Below are 25,284 nucleotides of genomic sequence, written 5' to 3'. Positions count from 1 at the left end.
CATTCTACTACCACTATAAGTTTTAGTTAATCTGTCCAACTCAACCTTAATGAAAACTTAAAAAACGATAAAACAAAAGTACAAAAAAAGACCTAGCAAATAGCTAGGTCTTTTTTCGACTATCTTACCTTCTTAACAAAGGTCTTGTTTGAAGTAAAGTATCTGTTGTGTCCTAGGTATAGTCTTGTTAATCCATAGTATTTAACAACCTTAACAACGTGAATCAACTGTCCTTGACGAACTCTTCTGATTACATTGTGCTTAGTGTATTTCTTACTTGTATGGATCAATGCACCGGTAGGTTTAATTACACGGAATACCATTGGTTTATTCTTAGTCTTCTTATTACTACTATTCTTAGCGGCCTTAGCAGTATTACCACGGTAATATGCATCTTGGACCATTTGACCAGCAGTTACTAGACGACCACCGGATACAACATATCTTGGTACACGGTTCTTGTAGTACTTGATACCGATAACCTTAAAGACATGTGCGTTATATCTTCTTGAGTACTTGTACTTAACAACTCTTGACCCATGAGAGAACTTAGTTCTTCTGTGAGTATAGATAGTCTTAACGTTGTAAATATATCTTGGCATGTGAGCCTTGAATTGACGTTTATACTCTGCAATATATGCCTTAGCATATGCTGCTGAGTGGTTCTTGGTAATACTCATTGGAATTGGACTACGCTTAATTGCGCGGGCACTTCCGTATTTCTTACCAATCTTAGTTTGATGAGCAGTTTCAATCTTGAATCCTTGGTTGTAAGTGTATGCAAATACTTGACCTTTAGCAGCCAATTGCTTGGCAGTTAACTTCTTGTGAGTACGAGCACTTGCTTGAGCTGCCTTAACACCTTGACGGTATCCGTTAAATGCGTTGACGTAGGTCTGACCACCTAATGCATTTAGTTGTGCATTGGTTAATTGTGCCTTAGTCTTAGCCTTCTTCATTGCAGCAAGTGCAATCTTAGCAGCCTTGTAACCATTTACGTAGTAACCAGAATCAGGATTTTGCATTGCGATATTCTTAATTCCATCAGTGAAACCATCACCAGTTTGCTTGTATGCTTGTTCATACGAGTTCTTGTCGGTTCTACTGTTGAAGTTAGTCTTCTTACCGTTGTATAGGTAATCTTCTTGGGCTGGAATATCGTTTGCTGCCTTGTTGTAACCATTATTGTATGCATTTACGAACGCTGGGTTAGTTTGACTTGGGTTCTTAGGATGTAGTCCAGCACCAGTCTTGTAACCTTCGTAAGCACCAGCAAATACTTGACGATATGCATCTGGATCTAATCCATCAGGAACAGGAATGTCATTTACATTATCAATCTTACCGTTTGCTTGGGCAAAAGCTTGACCATCACGCAATGCAGCTTGAGCAGAATTGTAACCCAATACATAGTTTGGATCATTTGATTGTTGCTTGTTGCCACTAGTTGCGTCGATAATGCCGGCAACAACTGACTTAGCCTTTTGGTAACCAATCTTTTGTGCAGGGTTTGCATCGTCAGGTAGGTTATCATCACCGTTTACCAAGACTTTTTCATATTGTTCCTTAGCATCTTGGTAACCCTTATTGTGGTCTAGACTGTTTGCGTCAACACCACTTGCCGAGTTTGGCTTGTTGTCATTAAATTCGTTAGCACCATCGGTGAATGAATTCATGGCTTCGGTTAATGCCTTGTCGTATGCCTTTTGGTAAATTGGATTATCTTCAGTCTTAGCGTGTTGTCCAGCAGTGCCATTCTTAACATCGTTAAATGCAGAAGCTGCTCCACGGTAAGTGTTATCTAGATCATTTTGATCGATATGACTTTGAAGCATTGGATTTTGTTGTGCTAATTCATAACCCTTCTTAGCATCATTAAATCCAGTTGCAAATGAGTTCTTTTCAGCTTGAGTGGAGAATGAATCCATCTTCTTGTCGTAGTCTTGGCTGTCAGTCAAGTATGTCAAAGCACCATCTTGGGTGTTTGATTGACCAGAAGTTAATGCCTTGTCGTATGCGGCAACGTATGCAGGATTATTTGAGTCATTTCTGTGTTGACCAACTGTATGGTTTGAAACGTCGTTAAAGGCGTTTGCAGCACCGGAGTAAACTTCATCGTAATCACTGCCACTTCTGTGTTGGTCGGCTTGACTAGTATCACTTTGCGCTGCGGCAAATGCAGCTTGGGCATCATTGTAACCCTTGGTGTAGTCCTTAACCTTAGCACCAGAAGTTGCAAATTGCTTAATATCATCACTTAGTGTGTTTCCTTGGCCAAATGCTGTTGCTCCTTGATTTGCGTTAGCTTTACCTTCAAGCAATGCCTTGTTGTAAGCATTTTGGTAAACAAGATCAGCAATTGTTTGACCATGTTCACCTGGTTTACCATCTGCAACATCGTTAAATGCTGCAGCAGCACCAGCATATGCTAACCCTGCATTAGTTGTTTGATCAGCTTTGGCTTTGTCATCAGGATTATCTTGAGCTTCACTGTATCCGTTTGTAGCATCATTGAAACCAACTTGGTAAGCTTGCTTGTCAGCATTGGTATTCAATTGACGAACTTGCTTTGAACCATTGGCATCAATAGCACCATCATGAGCTTGTGCAAACGCCTGTTGTGATGCTCTGCTGTAAGCATCAACGAACGCCTTATTGGAATCAACCTTAGCATTTTGACCAGGTTGATGGTTGATAATATCAGCAAATCCAAGTGCGGCACCACGGTAGACACGGTCGTAGTTACTATCACTAGTATGGTCATTTGCCTTGCTGTGGTCGTTTTCAGCATCTGAGTAAGCCTTAGTTGCATCAACGTATCCAGCATTGTAAGCATCGGTTAATGCCTTCTTGCCAGCGTATTGAGCAACGTTGGTAGATTGTGATGCACCCTTAACTGAATCATCAGCACCGTTGTTTGCGATGTTGAATGCTTCGTTGAAGGCCTTGTTGTAAGCTGAACCCGCAACATCATTTGTGACATTGTCCTTAACTTGACCAGTTCTGTCGTTTACATCCTTAAATGCCTTTGCAGCATTGGTGTAAACTTGATCAGAATAGGAGTTTGTGTCGTGATGAGCAGCATCCAAATAGTTGATTTCAGCAGCAGTGAAACCACTTTGTGCTTGGTTGTAACCAACATTGAATGCATCCCTATCACTTGGCTTAGCTTCCTTAGCAAATGCATCATCATGGTTATCGTTGTTGAATGCCAATACACCATTTAGGGCTGATTGCTTAGCTTGTGCCAATGCCTTATTGTAGGTCAATGTAGCTAGGTCGTTTCCTTCTTTAGCAGGTGCTAATGGGTTATCGATTGCATCATTGAAACCAGCAATAGCATTGGTGTAAACAACATCAAAGTTACTATTAGTTGAATGAGTCGAACCTTGAGTTCTATCGTCTTGAGCTAATTCATAAGCACCTTGTGCATCACTTGCACCCTTGTTATAAGCCTTTAACTTACCAGTAGCTGTTGGCGCATTACCAGCGGTGTTTGGTGAAATGAAGTTAGTTGCACCATTCAAGGCATCTTGAGTGGCTTCGACTTGAGCCTTAGCGTAAGCACTAGTGTAGACGTCACTTGTGTTTTCCTTTTCAGAAACAGCCACACTATCAGTTAAAGCGTTTGCTCCAGGAGTGCCGTTGATGACATCTGTGAATGCGTTCATTGCACCACGGTATTGTTCATCGTTGACACTGTCTGATGTGTGCTTACCATCGTTCTCACCTGAGTCTTGGACGCTCTTGTATACGTCACTAGCATTGTTGTAACCAGTTACGTAAGCATCCTTGTCAGAACCAGCAATGATTTGTTGAGCTTGAGTATCTCTATTCAAGTTGTTATTGAAATCAAGTGTTGCTTGATGGATTTGTGCTTGGGCTTCCTTAACGGCACGAGTGTATGCGTTTTGATAAGTTGGTGTTTGGTTATCGTTTTGATGTTTACCCACTTCACCGTTGACTGTATCGGTGAATCCGGCAGCAGCACCGTTGTATGATACATCGGAATTACTGTCTGAAGTGTGGTTAGCATGGTCGTTTCTATTTTGTTGAGCAAGCTTGTAACCATCGCCAGAATCCTTGTAACCACGGTCATATACGTCAATCAAACCTTGGTAACCGTTCAATGCGTTGATACCAGTTTGTTCATCGACATTGTTAGCAGCATCCGCAGCACCTTGGTTTTGGTAATGTAAACCAACTGCGTATGCCTTGTCGTATGCAGTGGTATATACAGTATCCGAACTAATTGAACGACTAGCCTTACCATTATTTCCGGCAATATCGTTAAATGCAGCGGCAGCACCGTTGTATGATTTATCGATATTACTGTTTGAAGTATGGTTGAAGTTCTTACTTGGATCTTGAATAGCCGCAACGTAACCAGTGTAAGAATCATTGTAACCAGATGTTACAGCGTTGATTACAGCTTGGTCAGTTGAACCATTCCAACCATCAGATATTTGCTTACCAGTGTTACCTAGGATTGCACCTTGAGTTGCATAAGCAGTTGCTTCGTTTGCAGCCTTAGTGTAAGCGTTTTGGTAAACAGGATTGGTATCGTTAGCAAATTGACTGTTGAATTGATCACTTGCGACATCATTGAATCCAGCAGCAGCACCCTTGTAAGCTTCATCGTAATCACTTGTTGATGTATGATCAATTGAATTATTAGGGTTAATTCTTGCAGCGGCGTAAGCAGCATTAGCATTACTTACACCAGTGTTAAACATCTTTTGAGCCGCAGGATTGTTCTTGTAAATAGCCAATGCTTGGTTGACAGCATCCGTTCCTAGTGGTGCTGTTTGAGCACCCTTACTTGCGATGGCCTGTCCTTCATTTAATGCTCGACTATATGTTGATGCATAAACTGGATTACCATCAGTCGCATTCTTGCCTGCTTGATTATTAGTAACATCGTTAAATGCAGCGGCAGCACCCTTATATGCTTCATCAGCATTACTTTGACTAGTGTGGTTACCTTGGTCACTTGGGTTAGCTTGTGCTTTGGCATAACTTACCTTTGCGTCGTTGTATCCTGTCGTGTAGGCTGTCTTAGCAGATTGATTGTTACCAAACTGTGTACGTCCAAGAGTTGCATCAACATTTTTACCAAAGTCAATTGCACCAGCTTGAGCAAACTGAGTAGCTTCAGCGAATGCCTTATCATATGCAGCAGTATAGGCATTATTATTATCAGATGCCTTACCAGCGTCTGACGACTTATGACCTACTACAGCTTTATATGCATCAACAGTTCCACGGAATGTTTCGTCAAAGTTGCTTTGACTAGTATGGGTGGTATCTGTAGGATTAGTAGTTGCTGCGGCATAAGCATTCTTAGCATCTTTAAAGCCAGTAGTATATGCTCGTTTAGCAGAATCGTTTGGTAGGTTCTTCAAATCATCAGTTAAAACATGGCCTTTAGAGAAGGCTTGAGCACCATCGTTAGCGTGAGAAACCGCTTCAGATAAAGCCATCTTGTAAGCGTTTTGATATACCGAACTACTGTCGGCATTCTTACCAGCATTAATGGTGTTATTAACAACATCATTAAATGCTGCTGCAGATCCACGGTATGAACTATCAACATTACTTGTAGTTCCATGAGCATTAGCCTGTGTCATATCATTTTGAGCAGCTACATAACCTTTATCAGCATCCTGGAAACCGGTGGTATAAGCGTTTTGAGCAGAAGCAGTACTCATGTTCTTAATTCCATCATTAAGGTTTACGCCAGTTAGTCTAGCATTAGCTCCGGCAAGGGCATTTTGTTGCGCTTCAACTATTGCCTTATCATAAACAGCTTTGTAAACAGCACTATCATTATCTCGGTGAGCATTTGGCGTATCTTTTGCTACATCATTAAATGCTGCAGCGGCACCGTTGTATGCATTGTCCACATTAGTGTTATTAGTATGTTGTGCAGCTTGGTTAGGATTAGTTTGCGCAGATGCATAAGCTGATTGTGCATCGGTGTATCCCTTGTTATACATTGCTGCGTTAGCAGCATCGTTATCCGATTGTTTCTTGTCTTTAGCAAATGCAATGGCACCCTTCTTAGATTGGGAAATACCATGACTAAGTGCTCGATCATAAATGGCACTAAATACTGCAGATTTGTTATCTTTAGCATGCGAGTCACTTTCATTGCCATCAATGACGGCTTTAAATGCTGCTGTAGCACCCTGATAGGTTTGATCATAAGTACTATCAGTGCTGTGATTTTCATTCAAGTTAGCTTGAGCTTCAGCATATGCACTTTGAGCAGTGATATATCCACTTACTAAAGCATTACTAAATGCAATTTGATTATGAACTGTATTAACTACATCATTTAGTTTAGTCAAATTACCAAACGCAATCGCACCTTTATCTGAATAAGTTTTAGCCTCACTAAATGCCTTATTATAAGCAGCGATGAATATTGGATTTGTGTTGCCATTTGTACCTAAGTCAGTACTTCCGATAGCTATTTCATTAAATGCTAGAGCCGCACCATTGAATGTATTATCAGCGTTACCACCTGCAACATATGATGCAGGTTCAGTTTGGTTAGGATCAGTTACCGCAGCTGTGTAAGCATTGGATGCATCTTGATATCCCTTTTGATATACCGCATTTTCAGCAGCAGAAGCTTGATTACTTTGTGTTCCAGTAGTCAAGAAGTCTTTTGCCCCTTGAGTAGCTAACTTAGTAGCATATCTATAGCAATTTACGTACGCTGGGTAGTACATATCTAGTGAAGAGATTTGCTTTTGTGCTCTACCATTTACAACATCATCAATTGCATCATGGTATCCAGCATATACTTGTTGGTAATTGGTATTTCCAGAGGAACTAGCGCCTGGGTAGTTAGCAAATGCATCGCGTTTAGCATTAGATGCATCAACAAAACCTTGATGGTATGCATTAGATTGAACATTATTATTTAGATCATCAGGAGATCCATTAATAAAGCCGCTTACCCCTTGTTGAGACCAATACTTACCGCTAGTAATAGCAAGTCCATAAGTTGAATTATAAATTAAACTTTGGCCTGAATTTTCAGGATTGATGTGTGCTGTATTACCTTGACTTCCATCAACAAAACCATTCTTAGTTCCATCAAAGGCTGCTTTATAAGCATCCTTACTGTATTGAGCTTTAGAATCATCATATGTTGGGTTTGAAGATAAAGCATCATTCATACCATTTTGTTGATCATTAGCTAACTTATATCCTGACATATATGAAACATTTGTACTATTAGCTGTTCCATCATTAAAGAAGTCTTGGTATCCAGATTGAGCTTGATTAAATCCATAGTTTTCAGCGTTAGATACTTGATCACTTTGACCTGAACTATCAGGTAGAGAATTGCCGGCTGCAAATTGTTGAACACCCTTAATTGCCGCCTTAATTGCAGCTTGTTGGGCCTTCTTATAAGCTGCCCAGTATACTGGTTTAGCAGATGTATCACTTGGATAATTGTTGTTTCCTAATGTACCATCCGCAAATCCGGCATTCGCACCACTTAATGCATCGCTGGCATCATTGACAGTTGTGTAGTTAGTGTTGTTAGGATTGCTATTTGCATCAGTGTACGCTTTAGATGCAATTTGTTGTCCATAAGCATATGCGTTTTGATCAGCTTGAACCCAACTAGTTTGTACATTATTTGCACCACTCAATTGATCAATGGCACCAGACTGAGCTTTACTTCTTGCTGCATCATATGATGCATTATATGCATCTTGATAAGCACGAGACTGGCTAGAACTAGTATCAAATACTTGCTTAGGCAAACGTGAGATTCCAGCAAAATAACCATCACGGGTACCGTTGAAACCATCTTGTTCATTAGCCGTTGCACTAGTATTTGGATCGGTAGTTGCCGAATTTGGACTAGTTAAACCATTAAATGTTGTAATACCTTGTCTCGATTCTTTAGCGGCAGCATAACCTAATTTATATGCTTGTGTTTGACTATTATCAAGACTACCACTTGGATTATCCAAGTATGCTTGGTATCCAGATTGCGCATCATTATAACCTTTTTGTTGTGCTATGCCATCTGCGCTAACAGCGGGAACTTGAGCATCTGCTTGGATGTAAACATTGGCACCGTTAATTGCTGAATTCAAACCACTAGCCTTAGCCAACTTGTAAGCATAATCGTATGCGTACTTTTGTGGAGCTAATGATGAGTCCATTGTGGTATTGCTGTTGTAACTACCGTCATGGTATCCATCACGGGTTGCTGCGTAGGCAGCCTTTTGGGTATCAGTACCAACGTAATCTGTACGACTTGGGTTGTTAGAAGCATCTGAGATTCCAAGTTGAACATTCTTAGCCATAAGGATACCAGCCTTGTATGACGAATCCTTACCAGTAGTGTCAACTAATGCATTTTGGTTGATTTGGTCATTGAAACCAGCCTTGATATGATCATATGCGTTAGTGTAAGCAATTGATTCTGCATCATTTTTACCTTGGTCTGCATTGTAAATTGTATCCTTAACTGCTTTGAAGTCCTTAATAGCTTGAACTGTTTGAGCTCCCGCTTGGCTTCTAGCGTTGTTGTATGCAGCTTGGTAAACAGCGGTTTGTGAAGTAACATTAGCAACATTTCCTAGTTTTCCATCAGAGAATCCGGCTTGAGCACCGTTAAAGATGTCTGAAGCATCGGAGTTATTGATAAACTTGTTCTTGTTATTAACGTCGTCATGTGCCCATGAATAAGCATTTTGAGCATTGGTTTGACCTGTATTGTAAGCAGCTTGTTGTAAAGTGTTGTAACCACTTGGGTTATTCTTTCCAGCAAGTTGATTCAATGCACCCTGGTTAGCGATTGACTTAGCATCATTGTAAGCGTTGTTGTAAGCATCCTTGTAGGATTGACTTTGTTTACTCAAGTCAGCTTTTTGCTTGTCATCTTGGCCATCAATGTATCCGGCTTTAGTACCGTTATAACCATCAGTGTAAGCATTGATGTAGTTTTGATCCTTGCCATCCTTAGATAGTTCATCAGCACTCTTAATTCCATTACCATTTTTGGCATCTTCAGAACCATCACTAGCACCTGAAAGTGAATTGAAACCAATTAGATAAGCACTATCAGTTGAATCATTAGTTGACTTATTGTTCTTAGCGTCATTCTTACCATTTTCAGCTGCAGCAGCACCATTGCTTTGAGCATCATTGGCCAATGTTTGACTGCCAAAATCAGTAGTTCCATGGGATACGAATTGAGAAGCACCATCATTTCTTGCATCTTTTGCCATCTTCATAGCGTAGTTGTAAGCAGTAACATAGTCTAATGATGAAGTACTTAAATCACGTGTGGTATTGGCATTTGCGTCATTGTAAGCATCCTTGGTTGCTTGGTAAGCATCGCTTGAATCATTAGTGGTATCTTCGCTTCGCTTGTTGAAAGCATCGTTGTATCCATTCACAACCTTTTGTCCTGCAGCAAATGCTTCTTGACTCTTAGCATCTTGGTAAGTCAAACCACTGAAAGATTGACCATTCACTGCTTGAGCATAAGCAGCTTTAGCATTGTTGTAACCATCAATATCTGCTTGAGTATCACCAGTTGGTAGAGACTTACCGCTCATAAAGTCATTAAATCCAGTTACATAATGTTGTTTAATTAGTGTAATTGCAGCACTATAAGCATCCTTGTAAACTTGATTATTATTATTAGGATCTGATGGTGAAAGTGTATTAGGTGCATCAGGATTGTTATGCAATGCTTGCTTAGCAGCCATTGCTGCTTCAAACGCTGTATTATACATTGGACCTGTTTGTGATTGTTGAATTTCACCATTAGCAACATTTTGAGCTGCAGATAATGAGGTCAATGCTTGGTTGAATCCAATCTTCTTAGCACTACTATCATTAGCAGATGGTTGAACGTTTAGGTTCAATGAACCGTCAGCATTGGTAGCTGATTGTAATGCTTCTTGATAACCAGATTTAGCCTCGTTAAATCCTTGTTGTAGCAATTGCTTGGATTGATTGGAATTAACTGAAGTTTCATCGACAGAAGTATTACCATTTGAGTATTGTGAGCCAAATTGGCTAGCACCGTTTTGGTATTGAGTTTGTAGAGCTGAGACAGCCTTGTTGTAAACGTCTTGATATGAAACAGACTTGCCTGCTGGTAGTCCTGCTGGATTATCTGGGTAGGATGAAACAGCGTTAGCAGCATCCATGTATGCTTGTTGTGCATCATTGTATGCACTTGGTTGCTTAGAAGCACTTGCGTTGTTTTGACCATTGATAGCATCTGTTAATCCATCTTGAGCAGCCTTGGCCATGTCACGACCCATAGTATAAGCCTGAGTAACATTACCAGTTGGTTGACGATTATTTAAGAAGTCATCATGACCACGTTTGGCATCATCATAACCAATGTTTTGAGCAAGTGATTTAATTCCTTCATCACTTGATCGTGCAATACCATTCTCATAGTTATTAGCACCCGTCATAGCTTGTCGACCACCATTATTCCATGCTAATTGATATACATAGTTATAGGCAGCAGCTTGGGATGGATTAATTGGATTACTGTGTTCTTTGTCACCATTAGCACCATCTTTGTAGCCATTAACTGATGCATAGTATCCATTAACGGCAGCATTGTATGCAGCAACTTGAGCTGGTGTTTTTGAACCGTCTTTACCATAGTCAGTAATTGAACCATTGGTATTAGCATCGGCAATCCCTTGTTTTACTTGGTCAGACATGTTCTTTCCAGCTAGATATGAGGCATCATGATTATTAGCATCAATAGTTTGAGGGTTAGCATTAGCATCATTAAAACCTTTTTGCATTTGATTGAAAGCATTAGCTCTAGCGACACTTAGTGCATCCTTACCAGATGGTGCGTTGTTAATGTTTCCAGCTTGGAAATCAGCTTGACCTTGATTTACAGCATTAAGAGCTTCAGCTTTAGCCTTTTTATATGCATCTTTAAAGACTTCTGATTTTCCGTTTAAGATACTGTCATCATTAGAACCAATAGTTCCTGCACTGAATCCAGCTTTAGCACCCTCAAAAGCTTCAGAGGCATCTGTTGATGCAGCATACTTATTATCTGCCTTAACATTACCCTTAATTGCATTGTAAGCATTTGTAGCATTTGTCTTTCCAGCATTATATGCCGCCTTTTGTGGGGCACTCCAATTGCTTTGACTGTTATTTTGACCAGTCATTGCATCTTGTGCACCTTGGTTAGCAATTTCTTTAGCTTTTTCAAACGCCTTCTTATAAGCATCAATATAAGCTGGTGATTTCCCTGTCATGTCAGGAATCGATCCACCATTAGGGCCAGCCAAATATCCATCTTTTGCACCGTCAAAGGAGTCCTTTTGACCTTGCGTTGCACTGGAACCTAAATTACCACCTTGTTCATAGGTGTTATATCCACTCATACTATCTGAGTAGGAATTGAATCCAAGCATAAATTCTTTATTAGCCTTTTGTGCTGGAGTTAATTGATCATTTGTAGTTCCGTTGGCAGCTGCATCATGACCATTGTTTGCATCAGTAAAACCATTTGCTTTAGATTGTTCAATTTGTGTGGTTCCAGTTGGCTTACTTTGACCAGCTAGATATTCACTAGCACCGATAGATCTGGAATTTTGAGCTTCATTCACTGCTTTATCATAAGCTTGAATATAGTCAAACGACTTACCGGCAGCTCTTAATTGATTATCATTTTGAACACTTCCACTGGCTGTCATTACAGCTTCAACACCAGCATTTGCCCCATCGTATCCATCAATTTGATGTTGATTTTGACTTCCTGCGCTTCCTTGACTATTCATCGCATTTTGATATCCCGCATAAACAAGCTGTCCTTGATTGAAACCGCTTTGAACTCCACTTGTGGAATTAGCAGCAATAAGAGAACCACTCATTGCAGAGGTATATCCTGACTTAGCATCATTATAGCCTTGGATTAATTCACTAGGTGCAGTAGATGAAGCTGTTTGCCCGCTTAGATATTGTGAACCACCTAATTGATAGTTAGACTTCATTTGATCCACAGCCGACTTGTAAGCATTAACATATGGAACAACAGAAGCGTTACTGTCACTAGCAACAACGACATCTGATACATCAGGATTAGCATCAAAAGCTATTTTGGCCGCATTTGCTGCAGCTAATGCTTTTTGATAAATTGCATCGCTATTCTGATCACCTGTTGTATTACCGTTAGCAACTTGATTTGCTGCTTTCAATACTAATTGCCCTTCAGCAAAACCAGCTTTTTGGACTGGGTTATCTGATGAACTAGCAATACCGTTTAGATTATTGCCATTAATGGATTCGTTATATCCACTTAACATGTCATTAAATCCTTGGTTAACCAGTGCTTGGGCTTGAGTTGATGCCACAACATTTAGACTAGCAGAACCATTACCATTTGCGTATTGATTTACAAATTGGTCTTGGCCTGCAACATATTGACCTTGTAGGTATGTCTTAGCTGCATTGTATGAATCATTGTATGCAGTTGACTTGTTAGCAAATGATTGAGCTGCTGTATCTTGTGGGTGAGCAGTTACATAGTTGAATGCATCAATATAAGCTGTTTGAGCATCCCCATATGCAGTTACGTCTATTGCGTCCCCTTGACCACTGTTAGTTGCGTTTTGTGCATCGGCTAAACCACTAGCTGCTGACTTGGCAGCATTGTAACCAGTCATGTAAGCAGCGGTTGATGATTGAGCAGACTTGTTTTCAACAAAGTCATCATGACCACTCTTAGCTTGGTTGTAACCGGCTAGTGTAGCGATTGAATTGTAGTCACTACCACTTGCTGGTTTACCAGTGTTTTGAACGAATGCTTGCGCACCGTTTGAAGCACTAGTTAAAGCAGTTGATTGAGCTTGACCGTATGAATCCAAGTAAACCTTAGTTTGAGCTGTATCGTTGGAATCTGGAGTTTGGCCAGTAGTTGTACCGTTAATAACATCCTTGTATCCTGCGATAGTTGCGTTAAATGCGGCAACTTCTGAGGCTGATCCTGATGCAGTTGCATTAGGATTTGAGATTGCTGCAGCAATACCGTTAGCTCTGTCGACTGCCATTTGAACACCAGCAACGTATGCGACGTTGGTGTTAGTGCTATCAGCAGTTCCACTAATTTGTGCAGCATAACCTTCACTAGCGTTGTTGTAACCAGTGTATATTGCTTGGTTAGTAGCGTCAGTTTGACTTTGCTTGCTGGTATCGTCAGCATTCTTTGCGAAGTCCGCCACACCATTTGTCACATTGGCACTAGCTTCTGATTGAGCCTTGTTGTAAGCGGCTGTGTAGACTGGATTGGTTGATTCTGGTGTAGCATTTCCACTGATTCCGGCTACGAAACCATCGTGAGCACCGTTGAAGGTGTTGTATGAGTCGGTTCCAGCACTGTATGGGTTTGTATTTGAAACGGATAGGTCTGACTTAGCTTGGTTATATCCAGTAACCGCATTGTTCTTACCTGTTTGATATGCATCTAATTGTTTTGCTTTGAATGGAGAAGTATCAGTTGTTGGATTGGTTGACATTGCATCAATTGCACCTTGAGTTGCCTTAGCTTTGGCATCTTGGTACGCAAGGTCGTATGCAACACGTGAGGATGGGAAGACTTCATTGTTAGTGTATTGAGCAGTTCCGTTCTTACCATCTCTGTATCCATCAATTGCCCCTTCGTAACCACGTTGTTGTTCCTTGTAGGCAGCGTTGTATGGAGCAATATCTGATGTTGCATTTTGTGCATCGTTGTAACCAATTACAGCGTCAACATAAGCATAGAACCCTCTCATGTATGAAGAGTTGTTCTTTTGATCATCTGTTAAACCGGTTGTGTCCTTGCTTTGATGACTCTTAGCGTATTCAAAACCTTGGGAAGCATAGTTATATCCTTCCATGATCTTGGAGTATTGACTGTTTGACTTATCAGGAGTTTGTCCTCTTACGAAGTTAGTTGAACCTGTTAGAACAGCATTCTTAACGTCATCGTAAGCCTTAGCGTATGACTTTCTGTATGCCAAACTAGTTTGTGCTAATTGTGCATCAGTTTGCTTAGAACCTGAAATTGCATCCTTATATCCGGCAGTAGCACCACTGTTAGCGTCATTTTGAACTGAATCTGCTGTTGGTGTGGTGTTGTTTTGCATTGCGGCGTTGTAACCAGACAATGCTCTTTGACCTACTGCTAGACCTTGTTGAGCACCGGAAGTAACGTATCCATATGCATTAGTATCTGGATAGTTAGGACCATTTAATGCGTTATCGAAACCATTGTTGGCATCGTTGAAACCTGCAGTGTATTCAGTTGAGGAGTTAGCTGGAAGTGGTTGACCACTTAGAAGTTGTTGTACCCCATTTGAGTAAGCTGTTGAAAGTGTGTAAACAGTTGCACTGTATGCTTGTGAATATACTGGGTTGTTTGCGTTAGCATCAGTTGATGGAACCATACTTAGGATGTCTGGGTTCATATCAAATGCAGTCTTTGCAGCAACAGCTGCAGCAAATGCTTTTTGATATGCTGAATCATTATTACCAGAATCTGGAGTAGTTTGGCCACCAGTTACTTCATTAACAGCATTTAGAGCTTGTTGTCCTTCAGCAAATCCTGCAGCGGCAGCACTTGTTGATAATGTCGGAGTATTTGCCCCATTCATACCATCTTTGAAACCTTTAACAGCTTCATTGAAACCTTGATTAATTGCATTAATTCCTTGGTTTGACTTAGCAGAACTTGTATCAGCCTTAGATGTACCTAATGCGTACTTATTCAAGAATTGTTGCTTACCAGCGTTGTATTGAGCATTTAGATCTTGCTTAGCTTGGTTGTATGCGTATTGGTAAGCTGGAGTGTTGTTAGTTTGACTAACAGAAACATCATCTGGGTTACTTGCAAGAGCTGTGCTTGCGTCATTGTAAGCAGTTTGAGCATCTGCATATGATGCGGTATCAGCAACTGAATTTTGTGAATTCTTGTTACCGGCTTCTGCTTCTGATAAACCAGTTTGAGCTGATTTGGCAGCATCATTACCAGTTACGTAAGATGGATTATCACTATTAGTTTGACCCTTTAGTCCATCGCTAAATCCATCTTGCGCTTTGTTGTAACCAATTTGTTGTGCTTCAGCACTCAATGCATCATCTGAATTCATTGGTCTGTTACGAGTGTAAGATCTAGCACCCAGACTTGATTGCAATCTACCTTGTTTGTATGCATCTCTATATGCATCTGCGTAGACTTTGGCTTGAGTTGAATCTGTTGGTTGACTATTATCATTTACCGCATTTGCACCATCTTTGTAACCACTAACAGTGGCAGCATATGCAGCTTTTTGAGCAGCATCTCTACCATTATAAGAACTACCTTGGTTTGGTGAATTAATAGCGTCGTTTACACCTTGAGCTTTATCGGTAGATAACTTAATTCCTGCAATGTATGAAGGATCGTTGTTAGAAGTTGTTGATCCACTATCCTCATCACTGTAACCTTGAGATGCTGTTTGGTATCCATGACTTTCAGCATTACCTAAAGCATCAGTTGAACCTTGTTGCTTGTTTCCACTATCAGAAGCAAAGTCAGCAACACCTTGTTGTGCGGCTAAAATTGCAGCTGCTCTAGCCTTATTGTATGAAGCTTGATATTCAGCTGGTTGATTAGCAATATTACGAATGGCACCAATAGTCCCATCTGCAAAACCAGCTTTTGCACCATTAAAGGTGTTAAGCATATTAGTCCCATTATTGCTTGGACTAGTTGCGTTGATATTATCTTGGGCTTCTTTATAACCATTTTGAGCGTTTTGGACACCAGTGTCATATGCCATTTGTTGTTCAGGATTCCAAGTTGCATATGCTGACGGCTTGTTATTATTAAATGCATTTTGTGCACCTAAGTTTGCTTTAGCAACCGCATCATTGTAAGCATCTTGTTGAGCCGTTGTGTAAGAATTAGATTGGGTATCTGCTCCCTTATTATCAGAAGGCTTATTAGTTATTGTATTACCAGCATTAGCACCTTGTAGGTATCCATCTTTGGTACCGTAATAAGCGTTTTTAGCATCGCCAGTTAGTCCTGAGTCATCCTTGTTACCAGGTTGAACTGCCGCATTTGAACCACTAGCAGTTGCAACCCCTTGATTAAATCCTGTTACATAAGGCTTATCAGTATTAGTTGGCTTAACCGTACTAGAAGTTTGACCAGCTTGTTTACCATCAGAGAAACCACTAGCAGCTGTGTTTACACCCGTTGCATAGTTGTTATCATCTTTTTTGACTTGTTGATCAACAGTTCCCTTGGTGTAGTCATTAGCACCTGCTTGTTGCCGACCTGAAGCATTTCCTTGGTTATATGCATTTTGGTAAACTGCATTGTTTCCTTCTGTAGATTGGTTAGCATTCTTGTTAGTTGAATCACCTTTAGTGCTTGCAGCACCATCCTTATAACCATCAACGGCACCTTTATAACCAGATTGGTAAGCATTGGAATTAACACTATTTTGACGTGAAGCAGGAACAGATGTATCACTAGAAGTATTTGGATCTTGCTTAACAGCGTTAATCCCATCATTAGCACCTACTTCTTGTGAATAAGTAACAGCATAAAGTGGTGACGTATTAGTTACGTTTCTTGTATTAGTCTGAGCATCGACTAATGCGCCCATTGTATCCTGATATCCAGCTTCGGTATTGGCATTTATATCTCTCTTGCCGGCTAAGAAGTCATTCATCGCATCTTGGTAACCTTTTTGCACCGCTTTAGCCATATCATACCCGGCCTTAGCGTTTTGATTAGTAGGTTCTGATGAAGGATTAGCACTTAGTCCTTGCTTAAATCCAGCGGTGGCATCGTTATATGCTTGGTCATATACTGCTTGATTAGCGACTGTTGATTGACTATTTGGGTTAGCGACTAATCCAGCTTTAAAGTCTGATAAACCAGCTTCACTAGCAGCATTAGCATCTTCTACCGCCTTGTTATAAGCCATAACGTATGCGGCTGTATGAGTGGAATCGACTGCAATTAGTGTTGAGACACTACCATTTTGTTTTACTGAAGCGATTGCATCAGCAACACCTTTATAAGTGTCAGAATTAGAATCACTGGCGCTTGGGGATGCTTTGGCTTCTGCTGCTTGATAATCAGCTTTAGCTTGTTGACCCACTTCATAACCACGATTGTATTCTTTCGAAATATTAGCGTTTGTTAATCCACTAATTCCATCAGCATATCCAGTTTGAGCGTCACCATATCCATCTTCGTAATTATTATCGCTAGCGCCCATTGGCATCCCATTTAAGAAATCAGTAGCACCAATTTCTCTTCTACCAATTACGTTACCTTGTGCGTATCCAGATTTATATGCTGGATTACTGTTTTCTGAAGATGCGTTAAAGTTTGTGTTAGAACCTTGTGTACTTGACTTACCATCAAGGTATCCATCTAATACAGCGTTGTATCCCGTCTTGTAGGAACTATCACTGATAGATTGTCCATTATTAACGGCATCAGTTGGTCCTAATTTTTTAGCATTAGATGCTGATTGACTCAATTGTGCCAAGGCATCATTAATCCCCAATTGTTGAGAAGCAACAATTGCATAAATTGGTGATGTGCTTTGCTTGTTTACTTGATTCTTATTAGCATCAATAATCGCCTGAATTGTGTCCTTATAACCTACTAATTCAGGGTGAGCAGATGGATTCAATGTGTTATTTTTAGCATCTGCTACTGCTTGTTGATAACCCGCTGCATAAGTTTGGGCAGCTTGAATCCCTACTGTTTGACTGGCATTAGCACCAACAGCATTTGGATTAGTCAATCCTGCTTGGAAACCAATTTGAGCGTCCTTGTATGCTTGATCATATATCTTTTGTGTCTCTTTAAATGCAAGGGTTGCATGGCCTTGTGAACTAACAAAATCATTAGCACCTTGTGTGGCGCTGCTTCGAGCTTGACCTAATGCAGTGTTGTATGCATTAGCGTACTCAGCGTTAATTCCACTACCAATTTGTTTATCAGCGATGGCATTTTTAGCAGCATCACTTGTTGCCGCATTGTAATCATCTAATGCTTGTTTAGCACCAGCATAAGTTTGACTTCCATCGGAGTTTTCATCATTTACTGCTTTGACATAACTATCATGGTTATTAGCTCCTGCTGTGTATCCAGTCTTATATGCATTAGACTTTCCACTTTCCATTTGCACTTGTTGACTAGTTCCATTAATCAAACCATCCTTGTAACCAGCCTTAGCAATGTTATAACCGTCCACATATTCGCTGTTATCACTTTGTTGAGCCTTACCATTAACAAAGTCATTTGCACCAATATTACTTTGATTACTTTCTCTTGAAAGTTTATAAGCATTTTCACTTAAATCATTATCTAGATTAGTTGGAATAGGTTGTTGTTTGTATTGATAGTAAGCACCTTGATATACGGCTTTATATGCTTCTGTTTGACCATTATCATAACCAGCAGGAATTGTTAGGTTATTAATATCTACCTGCGTTGAGTCATCAAAATCCTTTTTAGCTTGAACCAACGCCGCTTGTGCAGCAACATATCCTTTATAAATATTAGTTGATTTATCAGAAGGTTCACTTGAGGACATTACTCCCGCGTATATGCTTTGACCATATATATATCCTGTACTTTGTGCATTTTCGCTTGGCTTAGCGTTACTAGATTTAAATGCAGTTAATAGACCTGATCTTGCTTTGTCCCAACCATTAGCAAAGGCAAATCCATCAAGGTTATTAGGATTGTTAGTGTCTGTTCTAGCCGTTCCATTAACGTATCCAACTGCTCCGTTGATATAAGAAGTTACTGCGTCTTGCGCCGCAATGTAGTATGTCTTCTTGTACAAGCTAGATTTGTCACCAGTTGGTTCCTTAGTTACACCACTACTCTTAACATCGTTAAAGGCATCGAAAACGGCCTGTGTAACATCGTCACTTGCTGTGGTTGCAGGAGATGATTGATTATTAGCATTTTGGAAAGTTTTCGCTTGAACACTACCAACTGCTAGACCAGCTTGGAATGCAGGACCATTAGTAATAAAACCTTGGTTCTTATAATTGGTCATATCTGTATCTGAAGTAGCTCCTGTAATCCCAGCTTGGAATCCCATTGCGCGGTTCAAATAACCTTCACTATATGCTGGAGTATGATCATATTTAAAACTACCAGTATAAGTGGTCTGATTATTGAAATCATTTTGACCATTGTTATATTCAGTTTGTAGTTGGCTAAACAATATATTGTAGAAGGTGTTATAGACAAGACTATCTTTATCCAAATCACTTTGGTTTTGGCCTGTTCCACGTAACATATCGTTGTATGCATCAATAACAGCATTATTGGCATCGTTAGAGGCATAAGTGCTAGTTGGTAAATTTTTATCATTGTTAACACGGGAAGCTGTTGAAAGACTAGCAGCTGTGTTAATCGCTGATTGGTAAGTGATTTGACCTAATTGATAACCATTTTCATATTGAGGAGAATAATTCTTATCTGTTCCTCCAAGACCATCGTTGAAACCTTGAATAATGGCGTTAATAACAGCATAGTATACTAAGGTTTTCCCACCTTTATCTTGTGGCGTGGTTGACGCAGTAACTTTGCCATAAACTAAGTCATTATAGGCTTGGTTACCAAGTTGTTGACCAATGGTTAATGCTTGGTTGTAGGCCAGTTTATAAATCTTGCTCTTATTAGTAAGAGTAGTAGTTTGTTGTTGTGACTTAGGGTTGTATGCACCGTCACTGTATCCTTGAATAGTCGCATTAAATGCATCATCAGCATCTTGGCTATTTTTAACGTTTGATGGTTCTGTACTTGCATCATTATTAGCAGCGCTTACCCCTGCTTGATAATTTTGATATTGTTTCAAACCTGCTTTGTACCCATCAGAATTAACATTGGCACCATTTTGTGCAGATTTTTGATTAAAACCATCACTCGCATCATTATATCCAGCAATACCGAATCCATTAGTTGGTGTAGCATTACCTTTAAGATAAGCATTGTACCCATCTGAATATTCTTTACTACCGCGATTATCAATAAATTGACGTAATGCTGTATAAAGTGGCGCGGTTGTATCATTTGTAGCATTATATGTGGCATGTTGAAGGTTTGCCAAAGAACCGTAGAATGCATCTACGGCAGCTCCATATGCAACTGTTGGATTATTTTGTGAAGAAATATTTTGACCTTGTGCATCTAGGACTAAAAAGGCTTGTTTTGCACCTGTATTAGGAGCATTGAATGCATAGTAACCAATAGACTTAGCTCCTGATACATCAGCAGTATAATTACCATAGTCCTCAATACCCAGATTTTGATTATTGCTACCTAAATTATTTAATGCAAGCGCTAATCCCACCTGAGCAGATTTAAATCCTGTTGAGTAATTATTTTGATAAGCAGCTGTTTGTCCAGAAGGAAGCGTTAATTGTTTATTATTAATGAATGCATTAGCACCATCAATGTATCCTTGAGCATCCTTTTGAGCTTGAACGTCTGCTGCATACTTTTGAATACCAGCATTAAAACCAATTACGTACGAGTGATCAGTACTTGTCGTAGTTGGATTTTGTATAACTTGTGCTTGGTTGTATGCATCATTGAAACCTTGTGTAGCTGCTGCAATACCATCAGCGTACTTAGCATCACTAGTTTGCATACTAGAATTAATTGACTTAGCTACATAGTCATTGGCACCAGCTGTACGACGTCCTTCATTCATACCATATTGATAGCCAGAATTGTAACTGGCTGGTTGGCTGTTGTCCTTATTAGTTGTTGATGGATTGGTTCCTGCAGAACCATCTTTATATCCATCCACTGCTGCTTGATAACCAATCTTATATGAACTAGCTTCTCCACTTTGATTAGCGGCACTATCACTGGCAGTATGACTAGCATTAGCGTTCGCTAAAACAGCAGCAAGACCATCTTGTTGCCCTTTAGTAAATGCAGATTGCGCTTGGTTATATGCACTGCGGTATGCAGTTGCACGAATAGAATTATCATTCTGTGCATATGCTTGTGGTAAGCCATTCTTAAAATCACTAATTCCGTTGGCACTTGCAATTGGTCCTATCGTATTAACATAACCGGCCAACTGAAGTTGGTTCAGACCCGTTTCTGGTTTACCTAAAAGTGCTTGATATGCACCATACTTAGCTTGTTTATAAACCATTTGGTCAATATTAGACCCATCCGGGTTCTTTTGAGTAGTTCCACTCAATTGACTTGGATCACTATATTGAGATTCCTTAATCTTGGTAACATCTTTACCAGATACAGCATCCACCGCAGCATGAACGGCAGCAAAACCTGCTTGTGCTGAGTAATATCCTGCAATTCCTGCTGGAGGAATTGGAATATCAGATGATGGTTGCAATGGTGGTAAAGTCTTAGACTTAGCACCATTAACTAATGATTTACCGATTAGGAAACCATTAGTCTCTGGACGATTAGAATTAGCATCCGGATTATCAGCAGTAGAATCCGGCATAGTGATTGCATTATTGAAACCAATTACAGCTGATAAATATGCTGCAGCTGCATTCGGATCATTTTTAATACTGTTCCATCCGTCACCGTTAAAACTACCGATAGTAAAGGAAGTACCAGCTTTTTCATCTTTCTTAAATGCCTCAATAGCATTTTTATCAGCAAGACCAATTTGAATACCGATGGCAGGAAATCCATCTAAATTCAAATCTTTTTTAGGATCAAAAGATGTTTTTTTATTTTGACCCGAAAGTGTATAAATGTAATCAGTAGCTCCTTGTTGATAGCTAGCATTAGTATATTTAGAAAAATCTTTTTGATTTCTTGAATCGTTAAGACCAGCACGATATGAAGCTTCTTGATATCCTCTAATGAACGCTGCTGGATTAGATGAGTTATTATAACTACTTAATTGAGTATAGTCTGCATCTGGATTAGATGGATTAAAAGCCTTGTAACCGGCTACAGCACTATCATATCCACCTAAGTAGTCAGGACTGGTCTGTACGTTAAAGCTTTGTGCTGCCTTAGCGTTTCCATTTCCATTGATAGAATCATTTATTCCATCAACAATACCTTGATTCATTTGAGCCACACTACCTTGGTCGGTTTGCATAGTTCCATTACTATCATATTGAACTTTACCGTTAGATCCCTTGTTATACCCTTCGGTAACATTTGTATAGGTCTTACCATCGGTGGTTTGTGTAACAGTACTAATTCCATAAGTAAGTCTAATTCCAGTAAATGGATTATTTACCAATGATTTAGGAATAGTAAATGTAATAGGAACAACTTGTCCATCTTGATAATTAGAAGGTAGTGCCTTAGTATCTGAATAACTATTTGGATCAGCAGGAGCATTACCATTAGTAATGGTAGATCCACTACTTGGATTATTAAGCATTCTATTTGGTACTGTTACAACCGAAGAACTAAAGCCAGTGTAGACACCAACATAGATTGGACCATTTGATGGGTCATATTTTGCAACTTTAGCGTAAGCGGTCACCGTGCCAGTTCCATCACTATTAATGGTTTTACTAATAGGACCAACAAACGAAACTGAGGGAACATCCCCAATTTCAAGTCTATTAGGGTCTGTAATTTTTCCAGAGACACTTTTACCAGTGCTATCAATACCTGTATAGTTAGTAGAACCAGAAGGTAAGTTGAAATAATAGAATAATTTATTATCTACAGAAACTGTATATGCACTAATTGCGTTATTACTAAATGAACCTGTATTAGGGTTCTTTGCTAAAACAACATGACTCGCACCAACGTTATTGATGTTTAGAGTACCAAAGAATGGTGTCATTTTTTGACCAGTACTATCGGTTTCAACGATTAAATTACCACGGTTTCCAACATTCATTCCTCCACCAGCAGCAAAGTTGATAATACCGTTGTACGAAGGTGCTTGACCAGGGTTATTAGTTAACTTAATTTGGATTAATCCACCATTTAAGACATTAACTACTGTACGAGACTTAAAATCAAGTACTTGGTTATAGATGTTTGGTTGCATGGAATCAACAATATAATTAATGGCACCACCATTAACATTAATTGTTGTAGGTGCAGCTGTTGAGATACCCCCACCGGCGAAATTACTACCACCATATTGTGAATAACTTGGAATAATATTCAAAGTGGCATCTTTATTAACATTTAATTGACCTCCACCGGAGAAATAGATACCCCAGTCTCCACCATCAAAAGTACTATTACCATTATTTTGGCCTCGTGGAATTAAAGTCATCTTAGAACCTTGTCCTAAGGTAACGTTCCCGTTTGCGTTAATTATAGTAGCACCAATTGATCTTGCAACAGTACCGAAATAGTTAGCATTTGGTTCGAGGATAAAGTTGTTAATTTCAAGGTTTTCTTGATTTCCGCCACCTTCTACTGCTACACCATTAGATCCTGTAAAAGGCGAATAATAAGTTGGAGTCACTAAATCTTGTGGTACTAGCACGTTAACATTACCAGCAAAATATGTGTCATTGCTAGTAGCACTTAATAATTGAGACCCAATATAATTTAAGTTCTTATAGTGAAGCGTTTGAGAACTATTTACAGGGGCAAAAGGCCCATAGAAATTATATCCATACAATGCTTGGAAGTTTTGTAAATTAATTTGGCTTGCGTTAGTGATTTTATAACTAACACCATGCATATCCAACATATGGAATTGACCGTCAACAGTGAATGGACCGTTATTACCTGTGTAAATGTTATTAGATTCACCTACGAATGGAGCACCCGTAAAATCAACATCGGCAGCTAATTTAACGGTAGTAACGTTTCCAGGAGTACTACCACCAGATGAATAACTAGCTTTTCCATTTGTCATTACCGCAATAAATTGGTTTGAATTAGTAACATAAGCTACTCCTTGGTTAATGTTTGAAACAACATCATTGTAACCAGTTACATATGCTGAACCATATTGAGATGAAGTGATTGCCCTTGGCAAGTTATTCTTTAGGTAGTTATTACTGCCATCATATTGTGCATTAATAGCATCCTTAGCACCAATATATGCCAAGTCATATGGATTTTTAGATGTGTGTAAATCCGTACTACCATTATCATAGAAGTCATATGACGTAGTAGTCCCATCTCCTCTGACACCAGTCCACTTACCGGCCTCAGCATCAGCATAACCTTGTTGGGTTAAAGCGTAGTTCACCCCTTGATCAAAAGCAGTAGCTAATCCTGCTTTTTGGGCGTACTTGTTCCTGTCATTGGTAATTAAAACATCGTTAGCGGCTGGAACATTAATAGTAAATCCATTAGTAAATTGCACACTATGGTTGTTAACACTATTTAATCTACCCAAAAGAGTGTCTTGATACTTTTGAGAAGAAGCATATCCTGACTTGGTATCATCTGCACCACCCTGGTTAGGATTACTTGGGGTTCCATAGTTAATGGGAGTTCCATCAGTTGGTAAATTGGTAGATGATGTATTATTGCCAGATCCAGTATCCTGATTAGTAGTATTGTTAACACCACCACTGTCACCTTTAGCACCATCTGAGGTGTTACCAGTGTAACCCTGTGGTTTATTTGGTGTATTACCATAGTATGTTGTATCTTGCGTACCTGTACCTTGACCCTTAGTATCGGTGTTGTATGCATTCATTGCGCTAATAGCCCCAGCATATCCAGCTTGGTAATAATCTTTTGCTTGGCCACTATAATTAATTGAATTATCGCCCTTTTTATTGTATGCATCATTAGCACCTTGATTAATTTGTTGGCTAAATTGTGCTGAGTTATCAGTATTATCAACATTACTTGATGATGAATTATCTCCATCACGGTAACTTAATTGATTATCATCAGATTGTTGATCATTATTAGAATTATCCTTATTTTGGGTAGACTTATCCCCTGAATCATTAGAAATGTTATTAGGTGATTGCACCACTTGTTGTGTATTGTCATCAGCTTTAGCAGAAATACTATTCATGCCATATGCTGATGCACCCAAAACAGACAAAGTCGCAATAGATACTACTACCCATTGTTTCTTTACCTTTTTCATGATCTTTTTATCGTTAGATTTTATGAATTGATTTTTGTTATATTGCATACATATCGCCCCTTTTGTCACGATTTTATATAACTATACAAAGTGTCTAATTACTCTAATCTTAATTTAACACTATTCTACTCTATTATTCATCAAAAAAGCTTAATAAACTTATTTTTAAAAAAATCTTAAACTT

1 protein-coding gene is annotated in these 25,284 nt (G+C 39.4%); it reads right to left on the bottom strand.

All coding sequences use genetic code 11. The annotated features are described in order from the left end of the window. Positions 1-119: 119 nt before the first annotated feature. A complete protein-coding gene (locus RZ79_RS01110) occupies positions 120-25,148 on the bottom strand; it encodes a DUF5776 domain-containing protein (RefSeq protein ID WP_054449649.1) in 25,029 nt (8,342 codons plus the stop codon). Positions 25,149-25,284 lie beyond the last annotated feature (136 nt).

The organism is Apilactobacillus kunkeei DSM 12361 = ATCC 700308, from assembly GCF_001281265.1.
Taxonomy (GTDB): domain Bacteria; phylum Bacillota; class Bacilli; order Lactobacillales; family Lactobacillaceae; genus Apilactobacillus; species Apilactobacillus kunkeei.
This window is presented reverse-complemented; position numbering and strand designations above follow the sequence as displayed.